The following is a 14,113-nucleotide window of genomic DNA, read 5'->3' as shown; positions in this document are numbered from 1 at the left end:
GAGAGTGCCGGTCAGCTGGTGACGCGGTAGACGTCGTAGACGCCGTCCACCGAGCGGACCGCCCTGAGCACGTGCCCGAGGTGCTTCGGGTCGCCCATCTCGAAGCTGAACCGGCTCACCGCCACCCGGTCGCGGTTGGTCGCCACGGACGCGGACAGGATGTTGACGTGCTGGTCCGACAGCACGCGCGTGACGTCGGACAGCAGTCGCGGCCGGTCGAGCGCCTCGACCTGGATGGCCACCAGGAAGACCGAGTCCTCCCCCGGCGACCACTTCACGTCGACCATGCGGTCGGGCTGGGTCTGGAGGTTCGCCACGTTGACGCAGTCGACGCGGTGTACCGAGACGCCGTTGCCCCGCGTGACGAAGCCGACGATCTCATCGCCGGGCACCGGCGTGCAGCACCGCGACAGGCGCACCCACACGTCCGGGTCGCCGGCCACGACCACGCCCGGGTCGCCCGCCGGGCGGGACCGGCGCTTGCGGGTCGGAATCGCGGTCTCGGCCAGGTCTTCCGCGGTGTCGCCGCCGAGGACGTCGACGAGCTTGCGGACGATGTTCTGGGCCGAGACGTGGCTCTCTCCGATGGCCGCGTACAGCGCGGACACGTCGGCGTAGTGCATGTCGTGCGCGAGGGTCAGCAGCGCCTCGCCGGACAGCATGCGCTGGAGCGGGAGGTTCTGCTTGCGCATCGCGCGGGCCAGGGACTCTTTGCCCTGCTCGATGGCGCTCTCTCGGCGCTCCTTGGAGAACCAGTGCTTGATCTTGTTGCGGGCGCGGGCGCTCTTGACGAAGTTGAGCCAGTCGCGGCTCGGCCCGGCGTCCGGCGACTTGGAGGTGAAGATCTCCACCGTGTCGCCGTTGTCGAGGGTCGACTCCAGCGGGACGAGGCGGCCGTTGACGCGGGCGCCGATCGTGCGGTGGCCGACCTCGGTGTGGATCGCGTACGCGAAGTCGACCGGCGTCGCGCCCTGGGGCAGCGCGAGCACCTGGCCCTTGGGCGTGAAGACGAAGACCTCCGAGACCGACAGGTCGAAGCGCAGCGACTCCAGGAACTCCGCCGGGTCGGTGGTCTCCTTCTGCCAGTCGAGGAGCTGGCGCAGCCAGGCCATGTCGCCCGCCTTGCCGGTGGAGGCGCCGCCGTCACCGACGGTCTCCTCCTTGTACTTCCAGTGCGCCGCGATGCCGTACTCGGCGCGGTTGTGCATGGCCCGCGTGCGGATCTGCAGCTCGACCGGCTTGCCCTCCGGGCCGATCACCGTGGTGTGCAGCGACTGGTACATGTTGAACTTCGGCATCGCGATGTAGTCCTTGAACCGGCCGGGAACGGGGTTCCATCGCGCGTGGATCGTGCCGAGGGCGGCGTAGCAGTCGCGGACCGTGTCGACGAGCACCCGGATGCCGACGAGGTCGTAGATGTCCTCGAAGCTCAGCTCGCGGGCGATCATCTTCTGATAGATCGAGTAGTAGTGCTTCGGGCGGCCCTTGACGGTCGCCTTGAGCTTGGCCTCGCGCAGGTCGCGGGAGACGTGCTGGATGACGTCCTGGAGGTAGACGTCGCGGCGCGGGGCCCGCTCTGACACCAGGCGGGCGATCTCGTCGAACCGCTTGGGGTAGAGCGTCTGGAAGGCGAGGTCCTCCAGCTCCCACTTGAGGGTGTTCATGCCGAGCCGGTGCGCGAGCGGCGCGAAGATCTCCAGCGTCTCGCGGGCCTTGCGCTCCTGCTTGTGCCGCGGCAGGTAGCGCAGGGTGCGCATGTTGTGCAGGCGGTCGGCCAGCTTGATCACGAGGACCCGGATGTCGCGCGACATCGCGACGACCATCTTGCGGACCGTCTCGGCCTCGGCGGCCTCGCCGTACTTGACCTTGTCGAGCTTGGTCACCCCGTCGACCAGGACGGCGATCACGTCGCCGAAGTCGGTGCGGAGCTGGTCGAGGGTGTAGGTGGTGTCCTCGACCGTGTCGTGCAGGAGGGCGGCGCACAGCGTCTCGGTGTTCATGCCGAGCTCGGCCAGGATCGTGGCCACGGCGAGCGGGTGCGTGATGTACGGGTCGCCGCTCTTGCGTTTCTGGTCGCGGTGATGGTGCGCCGCGACGTCGTAGGCGCGCTCGACGAGACGCACGTCCGCCTTGGGATGTGTGTTCCGGAGCGTCTTGATCAGAGGTTCGAGTACAGGATTCATGGTGGGTCCACGCTGAGCGCCGAGCCGGGCCAACCGCCGGCGCACCCGGGCGGCCGATGGCGCGGCCGGACTCGAGGGAGTCCTCGAGGGGGTCCGATCGCCCTCCTCCGGGGCTGAAGCGGCCGTGCTGTCGGGTGCCGGCAACGTGTGGGGGTTGATGTGTGGTGTCAGCGCGGCATCGGACGCCGCGTCGGTAGACACCACCTCACCGCGCACCCAGCCTCCCCATGCCTGCGTCGGAACACCAGTTTAGCGGCAGCTGAATTCCAGTCGGTGCCGATCCACCATTCCGGACCGAACACCGGTGAGCGGTGGATGTCCGGATCACCGCCGACCCTGCTCCCACGCCAACGGTACCTGGGTCCTCACGAGCACCGAAGCGCCCATCCGTACCGCGCCGCGTCCACGGCTCAGGGGTACCCTCACACCGACCGGAACCCCTGTCACCGCCTCGATGTTCGCGCTGGGCCGCCGATCGCGCCGGCGTCGGTCTGACGCCCTGGCAGCGCCGCCTCAGACGGTCACCAGGGAGTGCACGTCGAGGTCGGACAGCCGGTCGCGGCCGCCCAGAAAGCCGAGCTCCATCAGGACCGAGATCCCGGCGACCTCCGCGCCGGTGCGGCCGATGAGCGCGGCGGTGGCCTTGGCCGTGCCGCCCGTCGCCAGGACGTCGTCGACGATCAGGACCTGCTCCCCCGGCGCGAAGGCGTCCTTGTGCACCTCGATCGTCTCGCTGCCGTACTCCAGGTCGTAGTTCTCGGCGTACGTGGCGGACGGCAGCTTGCCCTGCTTGCGGATCGGGACGAAACCGGCGCCGAAGTGGTACGCCACGGGCGCGGCGACGATGAAGCCGCGCGCCTCGATGCCGGCCACCTTGTCGATCGTGCCCCGGCCGTAGTGAGCGACGATGGCGTCGACGACGGCCGCGAAGGCGGTGTGGTCGGCGAGCAGCGGGGTGATGTCCTTGAACATCACCCCCGGCTTGGGATAGTCGGGGACGTCCCTGATGCGATCAGTGATCATCTGCGTCAGGTCGACGGGTCGCCTGGTCACGATCCTCCTTGGGCAGCACTTGCCGAACCCGGCGCGTGGAGTTCTGGGAGAGCCCGCGCGGCTTCGTCCGTGCGGGCTCTGACGGACGCATCGGACACCGTACACGCTTCGGCGGGCGGTACCTCCGACAGTGGGAGATACCGCCCGCCGAATGTCGTGATCGGTACGGCGGGTCAGCGCTTCTTCTTGCCGCTCGGGTGTCCCTTGGAGCCGGTACGGCGCGGCTGCTGCCGCGGCCCCTGCTGGACGAGCCGGATGCCGGCGCCGACCGGGGTGGTCGCGTCGGTCGTCTCCTCGCCCGGGACCGTGTCCTGCGGCTCGCTCTCCGGCCCGTCGTCGGCGGCCTTGGCCGCGCTCTCGGCGTTCGCCGCGCGGGACTTCCGCTTGGCGCTGCCGGCCTTGCTGCGCACCTTCTGGGCGAGCTCCCGGTACTTTTGCTGACGCTCCTGCAGGTCGGCCAGGATCGGCGTCGCGATGCAGATCGAGGAGTACGCACCGGCCAGCATGCCGACGAACAGCACGAGCGCCAGGTCCTTGAGCGTGCCCGCGCCCATCACGCCGGCGCCGATGAACAGCAGGCCGGACACGGGCAGCAACGCGATCACCGAGGTGTTGATCGACCGGACCAGGGTCTGGTTCAGACCGAGGTTGGCCGCCTGGCTGTAGGTCATGCTCCTGGTCGTGAGCAGCGGGCGGGTGTTCTCGCGGACCTTGTCGAAGACCACGACGGTGTCGTAGAGCGAGTAACCGAGGATGGTCAGCAGGCCGACCACCGACGACGGCGTCACCTCGAACTGCACGAGCGAGTAGACGCCGATCGTGATCAGGATGTCGTGCGCGAGCGCGATCAACGCCGCGACCGCCATGCGCCACTCGAAGGCGATGGACAGATAGATGATGATCACGATTAGGAAGATGATCAGGCCCTGCAGGGCCTTCTGGGAGACGTCCTTACCCCAGCTCGCGCCGACCGACTGCGGACTGACGTCGTCGGGCTTGGCCAGCCCGAACTTGTGCTGGACCGTCTCCTGCACCTTCGTCACCTGGGCGGAGGTGAGGCTCTCGGTCTGCACGCGCCAGCCGGTGCCGGTCTTCTGGACGATGGGGTCCTCCTTGACGACCCCGGAGTCCTCGACCGCCGACCGCGCGTCCGACGTCGTGGTGCCCGGCTTGCTCGGGAACTGGAAGACGGTGCCGCCCTTGAACTCGACACCGAAATTCAGGCCGAGGGTCAGCAGCGAGACGACGCTGATGACCAGGATGAGGCCGGAGATGGAGTACCAGAGCTTCTGCCGCCCCACGAAGTTGAGGGAGATCTCCCCTCGGTGGAGCCGGCCGCCGATGTTGCCCAGGCGTGACATCAGGCCTCCTTGGCGCTGGCCGGGCGGACCTTGGTCCGCTTGCTGACTCCCAGTGTGGACGGATCGAGTCCGGACCACCGGTGGCCACGCCCGAAGAACTTCGTGCGGGCCAGCATCGTGACGAGCGGCTTGGTGAAGAAGAACACCACCACCACGTCGATGAGGGTGGTCAGGCCCAGCGTGAACGCGAAGCCCTTGACCCCGCCGATGGCGAACCAGTACAGCAGCAGCGCGGCGATGAACGACACCGCGTCCGCCACGATGATCGTACGCCGGGCGCGGTGCCATCCGCGCTCAACCGCCGTGCGCAGGCTGCGTCCCTCCCGGACCTCGTCGCGCAATCGTTCGAAGAAGACCACGAACGAGTCGGCCGTGATGCCGATCGCCACGATCGCGCCCGCGATGCCGGCGAGCGACATCCGGAAGTCGATGAACTTGCCGAGCAGCACCACCGACTCGTAGGTCAGGACGCCCGCGATGATCAGGCTGGAGATCGCGACGAAGCCCAGGCCCCGGTAGTAGAGCAGGCAGTAGAGCACGACGAGGCCGAGGCCGATCGCGCCCGCGATCAGGCCGGCGCTCAGCTGGTCCTTGCCCAGCGTGGCCGACACGGACTCGATCGAGCTCGGGACGAACTTCAGCGGCAGGGCGCCGTACTTGAGCACGTTGGCCAGGTCGGTGGCGTCCTGCTGGGTGAACTGGCCCTCGATCGAAGCGTTGCCGGAGGTGATGGCCTCCTTGACGCTCGGCCAGGAGTAGACGGTGCCGTCGAGCACGATCGCGAAGTGGTTGCGCGTGTTGCTCTCGCCCAGCGCCGCGGCCTTGGACGTGAAGTCGGCGAACGTCTTGGTGGCGGCGCCGTTGAGGTCGAGGCTGACGGTCCACTGGACCCGGCCGTTCTGCGGGTCCGGCGGCAGCGCCTGCGCCTTGGTGACCTGCTCACCGGAGATCTGCGCCGGCGCCAGGATGAACTTGTAGTCGCTCTTGTGCGTCTTGGGGTCGGGCCGGGCGCACACCGCGGCCTGCTTGCCCGGGTTCAGGGTCTGGCCCTGGCCGATGTCATTGCCCGTACAGGTGAGCTTGCTGAACTGCGCCTTGACCGCCGGGTCTACGCCCGTGAAGTCCTCGCCCCCCGCCTGCTGCTGTTGCTGAAGCTGCTGCAACTGCTGGAGCTGCTCGGGGGTGAGCGACTGCGAGGCGCTCGGCTTGGGCGTGGCCTTGCCGGTGGCCTTGCCCGACGGCGTGCCCGACGGCTTCGGCGTGCCGGTCAGGGCCTGGGCGAGCGCCCGGCCCTTCGGCGAGGGACTCGTGGACGCCTTGGCGCTCGCCGACGGTGAGCCGGACGCCTTGGACGACGGCTTGGGCGAGCCGGACGTCTTGCCCGTGGGCGTCGGGCTGGGCGTGGACGTCGGCTGCGGGACGCCGACCGGCTCGGCCACCATCACCTGGCGGAACTCCAGCTTCGCGGTGGTGCCGATGAGCTTGACGACCCGCTCCTGTCCCTGACCGGGGACCTGGACGATGATGACGTTGTTGCCCTGCTTGGTCACCTCGGCCTCGGAGACGCCCAGGCCGTTCACGCGCTCGCGCATGATGTTGATCGCCTGGGACATCTCGGAGTCGCCGATCTTCGCGCCTGGTCGCGAGGGCTCCGCCGTGAGCGTCACGGTGGTGCCACCGGCCAGGTCGAGAGCCAGCTTGGGCGTCTTTTGGCCCTGCCAGAACATCAGGCCCACCAGGGCAGCGGCGATCACGAACAGCGCGAGGAGCACGCGCCCTGGTCTCGAAACGTTTCTGTTTGGCGGAGCCACGGTCGTCTTTCGTCCTTTGTCTGCGGTCAGGCTCTGGTCAGGCCGAGGGCCTCTTGCCAGACTTGTCTTCGCCGTCGTTCAGCGACGCGTCCCCCGTCTTCTTCCCGGTCGCGCTGGGAAGAGTCTCGGTCTTGGCCTCGACCTCGTCCTGGACGGTCTCGCCGGCCTCGGGCGCCTCTTCCTCTTCGGTGCCTTCCTCGGCCTCCGCGGACTCGTCGGTCTCCTCGACGTCGTCCTCGGTCTCGTCCTCGATGTCCTCGTCGTCATCGTCGGAGACGACCTGGGCGACGGCCTGCTTCACGTAGCGGACCTCGACCCCGGGAGCGATCTCGAGCACAACGTGATCATCCTCGATGGCGACGACGTCGGCGAGCATGCCCGCGGTCGTCATGATGCGCTGGCCCGGCTGTATCTGGCGCTGCATCTGCTGTTGCTGTTGCTGTCGCTTGCGCTGCGGGCGGAAGAGCAGGAAATAGAACACGACGCCGATGAGGATGATCGGCAGAAGCGTGACCAGGGGGTTGCTCTTCTGGGCAGCAGCGAGTTGGGTGAGCGCTATGAGTTCAGTGTTGCCCTGCACGGGGGCATCCTTCCGATATGGGTGTTCAGCCCGCCGCCGACGATTCGCGTGCGAAAGGCGTGTCACCTGAAGGCGGCGACAAGCTCCGGAGTGTAAAGGACTTGACGAAACCCCGGCAACGAGCTGACGACTGGGCGTGGTGGGAAGTTCCTCGTCACTCCTCCGTCACTTCGAAAAGGGTACCTTCAACCGTGGGTGGCGGCGTGATACCCAGGTGCCGCCAGGCCGAAGGAGTCGCGATCCGGCCACGTGGTGTGCGGGCGATGAGTCCCTTGCGCACCAGAAATGGTTCGGCGACCACTTCCACCGTTTCCGGCTCTTCCCCCACCGCGACCGCCAGTGTCGACAACCCCACCGGCCCGCCGCCGAACTTGCGCAACAGCGCGTCGAGCACCGAACGGTCGAGCCGGTCCAGCCCCTCGGCGTCGACCTCGTACAGCAAAAGCGCGTCGCGGGCGACCTGCTCGGTGATCACGCCGTCGGCGCGGACCTCGGCGAAGTCACGGACCCGGCGCAGCAGCCGGTTGGCGATGCGCGGCGTGCCGCGCGAGCGCCGGGCGATCTCGGCGGCACCCGCGTCGTCCATCCGCACGTCGAGCAGCCGGGCCGAGCGGTCGATGATCCGCTGGAGGTCGGCCGGCTCGTAGAAGTCCATGTGCGCGACGAAGCCGAACCGGTCGCGCAGCGGCGCCGGCAGCAGGCCGGCCCTCGTGGTCGCGCCGACGAGCGTGAACGGAGCGAGGTCGAGCGGGATGGCGGTCGCGCCCGGTCCCTTGCCGACGACCACGTCGACCCGGAAGTCCTCCATCGCGACGTAGAGCATCTCCTCGGCGGGCCGTGCCATCCGGTGGATCTCATCCAGGAACAGCACCTCGCCCTCGGACAGCGTGGACAGCACCGCCGCGAGGTCGCCGGCCCGCTCGATCGCCGGCCCGGAGGAGATGCGCAGAGGCATGCCCAGCTCGGCGGCGATGATCATCGCGAGGGTGGTCTTGCCCAGGCCGGGCGGCCCGGACATCAGCACGTGGTCCGGCGGCCGGCCGCGGCGGAGCGCGCTGTGCAGCACGAGCGAGAGCTGCTCGCGTACACGCGCCTGCCCGATGAACTCGTCGAGGTGCTTGGGCCGCAGGGCCGCCTCGATGACCTTCTCCTCGCCGTCGGCGACCGGCGAGACGAAGCGCTCCTCCTCGCTCATCGGCTCAGTTTCTTCATCGCCAGCTTCAGCAGGGCGGCGATGTCGGAGGTGTCCTGGCCGTCGACCTCGGCGGCGACCGCGTCCACGGCGGTGTCGGCGTCACGGGCGGTCCAGCCGAGGTTGGTGAGGCCGGCGTGCACCTGCGCGCGCCAGGCCGCCGCGGCGAAGCTCGGCGCGGGTGTGCCGCCACCGTCGTCCAGCGGCACGCCGAGCCGGTCCTTGAGTTCGAGCACGATGCGCTGGGCGCCCTTACGGCCGATGCCGGGAACCTTGGTCAGCGCGTTCACGTCCTCGGTGGCGACGGCGCGGCGCAGGGCGTTCGGCTGGTGGACGGCGAGCATCGCGAGCGCGAGCCGCGGCCCCACGCCGCTCGCGGTCTGCAGGAGCTCGAACACGGTCTTCTCGTCGTCGTCGGCGAAGCCGTAGAGGGTGAGGGAGTCCTCGCGCACGACGAGCGAGGTGGGCACGTGCGCCCGATCGCCCACGCGCAGGCCGGCCAGCGTGGCGGGCGTGCACTGGACCGCGAGCCCGACCCCGCCGACCTCCACCACGGCGCCGTCGGGCCCCGCCGCGGCGACCCTGCCGTTGACGAATGCGATCACTACCGCGTCCTTCCGTGCCTCATGTCGTGTGCCGCCCGGTCGCCCGGGTCCGCGCCGCCTGGAGCCGGGCCTGCGCGCCGCCGCGCCAGACGTGGCAGATCGCCAGCGCGAGCGCGTCGGCGGCGTCGGCCGGCTTGGGCGGCGTGTCCAGCCGGAGCAGTCTGGTCACCATAGTGGTGACCTGGAGCTTGTCGGCGCGGCCGTTTCCGGTCACCGCCGCCTTGGCCTCACTCGGGGTGTGCAGGGCGACCGGCAGCCCGCGCCGGGCGCCGCAGGCGATGGCGATCGCCCCGGCCTGCGCGGTGCCCATCACGGTGGAGACGTTGTGCTGGCTGAACACCCGCTCGACGGCGACCGCGTCGGGACGGGTCTCCTCGATCAGCTCCTCGATGCCGCGCTCCAGCTCGACGAGGCGCGTGCCGATCTCGTCGTCCGGGCTCGTACGGATCACGCCGACGCTGACCAGCCGCAGCGGCTTGCCGGGGGCGCCGTCGACGACACCGACTCCGCACCTGGTCAGACCGGGATCGACGCCCAGCACCCGCACATGGACTCCTCTCCGCCCCGAACACGTGTTCGCAGTGAGGCTACTCGGCCGGTGTGCTCCGCCGCCCGGCTCGCACGCGGCGTGTCGCGTTCAGAAATAGTCGAGCATGAACGGCGTCCCGGCGAACGCCGCGTCGAGGAGCGGGTCGGCCCCGGCGTTTCCGGTGACGATGCCCGCGCCGCGCAGCGTCGCCATCGGCACGCCCGCGTACAGCGCGGCGAGGCCACGCGCGGGCAGCCGGGTCGCGTCGCGCCGCTCCGCCGCGCGCTCCAGGCGCCCTCGCCCCTCACGCACCGTCAACCGCCAGCCGCCGGCGTTGGCGGGCCGCAGCTCGTCCTCGACGAGGAGCGGCACGTCCACCGACACCGCGACGGGAAAGCCGCGCGCGGCGATCGCCGCGGGCGCGTCGAGGACGCGCAGCATCCAGCCGACGCGGCGCAACTCGTCCTCGGAGCGGTCGTGCAGCAGCCACAGCATCGGGTCGTCGGGAGCCACGTTGGCCCGCACCGTACGGGCGATGGAGGAACCGGAGCCGACCACCGCCCAGAGCGCGCGTGCGGTCGTGGCGGACCCGGCGACACAGCGGCGCACGGCGAGGTGCTCGCGGCCTTCGTCCCAGCCGTACGCCAGGAAGCCGTCGGCGGCGAGGTAGGAGTAGAGGCGCTCGTCCTGGAGGAAACGGCGGACCTGGTCCTCGCCGGGGTCGATCGGGCCGTGGTGGCGTGCCCCGGCGTGCAGGCGGCGCAGCAGCGCGGTGACCTCGCCCACGTCGGCGGGTCCGGCCCGGCGTACCTCGACCGGCCCGGCCGCGAGGGTGCGCAGCGGCGCGGGCGGCAGGGTGAGGCGGTACTGCGCGCCGGCGTGCTCGTAGCCGACGGATCGGTAGACGGGCGCGGTGGCCGGGTAGAGAGCCGACAGCGGACGGCCGTCCATCAGCTCCAGCAGCCCGGCGGCGAGCCGCCGGCCGACGCCTCGGCCGCGGTCCTCCGGCGCGACGCAGACACCGCCGACGCCGCCCATCGGCACCGCGCGGCCGTGCCACCACTGCTCGAACGGGTGGTAGTGCCCGACGGCGATGAGACGGCCACCGTCGCGCACCCCGAGGAAGCGGTCCTCCCCCATGGCCCGCAGGGCCCACGCGTCGTCGCGGCCGGGCGACGGGCCGAAGGCGCGGTCCCACAGATCGTGAACGGCGTCGAGGTCACCGGGTTCGAGCGTGTGCGTCTCCACGGGCCATGACGCTACGGCATGGCCCGCGCGCGGCCTCAAGGGGTTTTCGCCGGCCCGCCGCCGGCCGCGCGGCGCCCGGACGGCACCCCGCCGCGAACGGAGCCGGGAGGCATCCGTGAAACGCCCCCTGCCGCGTGGCAGGGGGCGTTCCGGAACGGCCGTCAGGCCTCGATCTTCTCCATGATCTCGTCGGAGACGTCGAAGTTGGCGAAGACGTTCTGCACGTCGTCGCTGTCCTCAAGCGCCTCGATCAGACGGAAGACCTTCTTGGCGTTGTCCTCGTCGAGGGGCACGCTGACGCTGGGCAGGAAGTTGGCCTCGGCGGACTCGTAGTCGAGGCCGGCGTCCTGCAGGGCCTTGCGCACCGTCACGAGGTCGCCGGCCTCGCTGATCACCTCGAACGACTCACCGAGATCGTTGACCTCCTCGGCGCCGGCGTCCAGGACCGCCATCATCACGTCGTCCTCGGTGGTGCCGTCCTTGGGCACGAGGATGACGCCCTTGCGGGTGAACAGGTACGACACCGAGTTGGGGTCGGCGAGCGTACCGCCGTTGCGGGTCAGCGCGGTGCGGACGTCGGAGGCGGCGCGGTTGCGGTTGTCGGTCAGGCACTCGATGAGCACCGCGACGCCGCCGGGCGCGTACCCCTCGTACATGATCGTCTGCCACTCGGCGCCGCCGGCCTCCTCGCCGGCGCCGCGCTTACGCGCCCGCTCGATGTTGTCGAGGGGCACGGAGTTCTTGCGCGCCTTCTGGATGGCGTCGTACAGCGTGGGGTTGCCGTCCGGGTCGCCGCCACCGGTGCGGGCCGCCACCTCGATGTTCTTGATGAGCTTGGCGAACAGCTTGCCCCGTTTGGCGTCGACCACCGCCTTCTTGTGCTTCGTCGTCGCCCATTTGGAGTGGCCACTCATGCGTTTCGCGGGGCCACCCCGGCGAGCCGCCGAAGAGGTGAGCCCCTTCCTCCAATCTCCGAAAGTCTCAGAACGTCACAGAACACTGCCTGGACGCCGTGCGCGGCGGGATCCCCCGGACGCGGCTCCCCACCCCCGAGGGAGGCCGGAGGTCACGAGGCTTCCTTCACCATCTCGAGGAAGTAGGCGTGGATCCGGGGATCGCCGGTCAGCTCGGGATGGAACGAGGTCGCCAGGAGGTGCCCCTGCCGGACGGCGACGATCCTACCGGCGGAATCGCCGGTCGCGGCACGGCCGAGCGCCTCGGCGCCCTCGCCGATCGACTCCACCCACGGCGCGCGGATGAAGACCGCGTGAAAGGGCCGGTCGAGGCCGCCCATCTCGACGTCGCTCTCGAAGGAGTCGACCTGGCGGCCGAAGGCGTTGCGGCGGACGAGCATGTCGATGCCACCGATGGTCTCCTGCCCGGCCGCGCCGTCGACGATGCGGTCGGCCAGCATGATCATGCCGGCGCAGGAGCCGTAGGCGGGCATGCCCTGCTCGACACGCTTACGCAAGGGCTCGAGCAGGTCGAACGTCCGGGCGAGCCGCCACATCGTGGTGGACTCGCCGCCGGGGATCACGAGCGCCTGGACACGCTCCAGCTCCTCCGGACGGCGGACGACCGCGGTGGCGGCGCCGCAGGACTCCAGGACACGGCGATGCTCGCGGACGTCACCCTGCAGTGCGAGCACGCCGACCGTCGGGACAGCAGCCACGAACCAGCCCTTCGCGTCGAGTTGTACCAATGAGCTTAGTGCCAGTGACAACGCCCGCGGCGCGCGACGGCTTCCCGGGCCTCGTGTCAGCGCCTTCCCGCGGCCCCTCGCGCCGGGTGCCGGGGCACGGGGACGGCGGGCGATTCAGGCGAGCTTGAACCGGCGCAGCGGGAGCTCGAGCGGGAGAAACCCGTCGTCGCCGCGCTCGGCGATGGCGCGGCCGAACAGGTGCTCGCGCGCGAGCGCCATGCCGTACTCCTCGTAGTCGAACGGCAGGGGCACGTCGGACGCGCCGTCGTCGATGGCCTTCCAGAACGGGGCCTCGGCGGGCAGCCGGGCGCCGATGTCGACCACGACGCCGTCTTCGGCGGTGACGTAGACGTCACGGCGCGCCCGGTCACCGGAGTACCACCGGAACCAGCAGCCGGACACGACGCTGTGCAGGACCAGCACGCCGCACGAGCCGCCCGGCAGCGCGCGGGCGATCTCGTCGGCGAGGTGGCGCGCCCGGTCGTCGACGCAGAACAGCCGCCTGTCGCACACGACCAGCGCGTCGCCGTACGCGCCGACGAACAGCTCGTCCTCGTAGGGCCAGAGCGCGAAGTCGAGCACGGTGTCACCGGTCTCGGTGACCGTGTGCTCCGGATAGAGCCGCCGGGCCAGCGCCACGGCGCGATCGGGATCGGGGACGAGCCCCGGCCCGAAGGCCTGGGAAACTCCGTCCACACGCGAACACGCCAACGCGACCGACCAACCCATGGGCGTCGTCCCCTCCCGCGCTCGGCGGACCCTGCCGGCGGCATCAAGTCGCGGCCCAGGGTAACCCGCCTTTCCCGCGCTGTGGAGGGGAGAACGCACTTCGTTTGCCCTCGGGGCTCGGGTTCCGGACGGTACGCGGCCGTTACCAGCCACGCACCGCGAGCCGGTCGCCCTCGGCCAGGGTGGAGACGTTGATGCCGACCATCGCCTCGCCGAGCCCGCGCGAGACCTTGGCGATCACGTCGGGGTCGTCATAGAAGGTGGTGGCCTTCACGATCGCCTCGGCCCGCTTGGCCGGGTCGCCGGACTTGAAGATGCCGGAGCCGACGAACACGCCCTCGGCGCCGAGCTGCATCATCATGGCGGCGTCGGCGGGCGTCGCGATGCCGCCCGCGGTGAACAGCACCACCGGCAGCTTGCCGGCCCGCGCGACCTCCTTGACGAGCTCGTACGGGGCCTGGAGCTCCTTGGCGGCGACGAACAGCTCGTCTTCGGGCAGCGAGCCGAGCCGCCGGATCTGCTGGCGGAGCTGGCGCATGTGGGTGGTGGCGTTGGAGACGTCGCCGGTGCCGGCCTCGCCCTTGGAGCGGATCATCGCCGCTCCCTCGGTGATGCGGCGGAGCGCCTCGCCGAGGTTGGTGGCGCCGCACACGAAGGGCACGGTGAAGGCCCACTTGTCGATGTGGTTGTCGTAGTCGGCCGGGGTCAGCACCTCGGACTCGTCGATGTAGTCGACGCCGAGGGCCTGCAGGACCTGCGCCTCGACGAAGTGGCCGATGCGCGCCTTGGCCATGACCGGGATCGAGACGGCGTTGATGATGCCCTCGATCATGTCGGGGTCGCTCATGCGCGAGACGCCGCCTTCGGCGCGGATGTCGGCGGGCACGCGCTCGAGGGCCATCACGGCGACGGCACCGGCGTCCTCGGCGATCTTCGCCTGCTCGGGTGTGACGACGTCCATGATCACGCCACCCTTGAGCATCTCCGCCATGCCCCGCTTGACGCGGGCGGTGCCGGTCTCGGGAACGGCGTTGGTCTGGTCGGGGGCGGCGTCGGGAGTGGCGGTGGACACGGCTACCTCTTCGAATGAGTCGATCAAGCTGTCGTATCCATGGTAGGG

The 14,113-nt window shown here is 70.2% G+C and carries 13 protein-coding genes; all 13 read right to left on the bottom strand.

Going from position 1 to position 14,113, the window contains the following annotated elements; translation table 11 throughout:
• Positions 1-11 precede the first annotated feature (11 nt).
• On the bottom strand, positions 12-2,183 hold the full coding sequence (locus OG417_RS26925) for a RelA/SpoT family protein (protein ID WP_329261791.1): 2,172 nt from the start codon (positions 2,181-2,183) through the stop codon (positions 12-14).
• Between the two features lie 513 nt (positions 2,184-2,696).
• Positions 2,697-3,206 carry an adenine phosphoribosyltransferase gene (locus tag OG417_RS26920; protein ID WP_329262587.1) on the bottom strand — a complete coding sequence of 170 codons (510 nt, stop codon included), beginning with the start codon at positions 3,204-3,206 and terminating at the stop codon, positions 2,697-2,699.
• A gap of 203 nt (positions 3,207-3,409) precedes the next feature.
• Positions 3,410-4,597: a protein translocase subunit SecF gene (gene secF / locus OG417_RS26915; protein ID WP_329261789.1), complete on the bottom strand. Its 1,188-nt coding sequence runs from the start codon at positions 4,595-4,597 to the stop codon at positions 3,410-3,412.
• Positions 4,597-6,369 carry a protein translocase subunit SecD gene (gene secD / locus OG417_RS26910; protein ID WP_329261786.1) on the bottom strand — a complete coding sequence of 591 codons (1,773 nt, stop codon included), beginning with the start codon at positions 6,367-6,369 and terminating at the stop codon, positions 4,597-4,599. Before secD ends, secF begins: the two co-directional genes overlap by 1 nt.
• 76 nt (positions 6,370-6,445) lie before the next feature.
• A complete protein-coding gene (gene yajC, locus OG417_RS26905; RefSeq protein ID WP_329261783.1) occupies positions 6,446-6,988 on the bottom strand; it encodes a preprotein translocase subunit YajC in 543 nt (180 codons plus the stop codon).
• 154 nt (positions 6,989-7,142) lie between these two features.
• Positions 7,143-8,183 (bottom strand): Holliday junction branch migration DNA helicase RuvB, encoded by a 1,041-nt coding sequence (gene ruvB, locus OG417_RS26900; protein WP_329261779.1) that lies wholly within the window; start codon positions 8,181-8,183, stop codon positions 7,143-7,145.
• Positions 8,180-8,785 carry a Holliday junction branch migration protein RuvA gene (gene ruvA / locus OG417_RS26895; protein WP_329261777.1) on the bottom strand — a complete coding sequence of 202 codons (606 nt, stop codon included), beginning with the start codon at positions 8,783-8,785 and terminating at the stop codon, positions 8,180-8,182. Before ruvA ends, ruvB begins: the two co-directional genes overlap by 4 nt.
• Before the next feature lie 19 nt (positions 8,786-8,804).
• On the bottom strand, positions 8,805-9,332 hold the full coding sequence (ruvC, locus tag OG417_RS26890; RefSeq protein ID WP_329261775.1) for a crossover junction endodeoxyribonuclease RuvC: 528 nt from the start codon (positions 9,330-9,332) through the stop codon (positions 8,805-8,807).
• A 90-nt stretch (positions 9,333-9,422) separates the two neighbouring features.
• Entirely contained in the window at positions 9,423-10,562 is a 1,140-nt protein-coding gene (locus OG417_RS26885; RefSeq protein ID WP_329261772.1) for a GNAT family N-acetyltransferase, read from the bottom strand.
• Positions 10,563-10,723: 161 nt separating this feature from the next.
• Complete coding sequence (locus OG417_RS26880) at positions 10,724-11,476, bottom strand: YebC/PmpR family DNA-binding transcriptional regulator (RefSeq protein ID WP_329261770.1); 753 nt, start codon at positions 11,474-11,476, stop codon at positions 10,724-10,726.
• Positions 11,477-11,628: 152 nt separating this feature from the next.
• Positions 11,629-12,234, bottom strand: coding sequence for a pyridoxal 5'-phosphate synthase glutaminase subunit PdxT (pdxT, locus tag OG417_RS26875; protein ID WP_329261767.1), 606 nt, complete (start codon positions 12,232-12,234; stop codon positions 11,629-11,631).
• A 144-nt stretch (positions 12,235-12,378) separates the two neighbouring features.
• A complete protein-coding gene (locus OG417_RS26870) occupies positions 12,379-12,993 on the bottom strand; it encodes a DUF6928 family protein (RefSeq protein ID WP_442875732.1) in 615 nt (204 codons plus the stop codon).
• A 142-nt stretch (positions 12,994-13,135) separates the two neighbouring features.
• Positions 13,136-14,065 carry a pyridoxal 5'-phosphate synthase lyase subunit PdxS gene (pdxS, locus tag OG417_RS26865; RefSeq protein ID WP_329261761.1) on the bottom strand — a complete coding sequence of 310 codons (930 nt, stop codon included), beginning with the start codon at positions 14,063-14,065 and terminating at the stop codon, positions 13,136-13,138.
• Positions 14,066-14,113 lie beyond the last annotated feature (48 nt).

Source organism: Actinoallomurus sp. NBC_01490 (assembly GCF_036227085.1).
GTDB classification, from domain to species: Bacteria; Actinomycetota; Actinomycetes; order Streptosporangiales; family Streptosporangiaceae; genus Actinoallomurus; species Actinoallomurus oryzae.
Note: the sequence above shows the minus strand (reverse complement) of the source record. Positions and strands in the feature narration are given on the sequence as shown.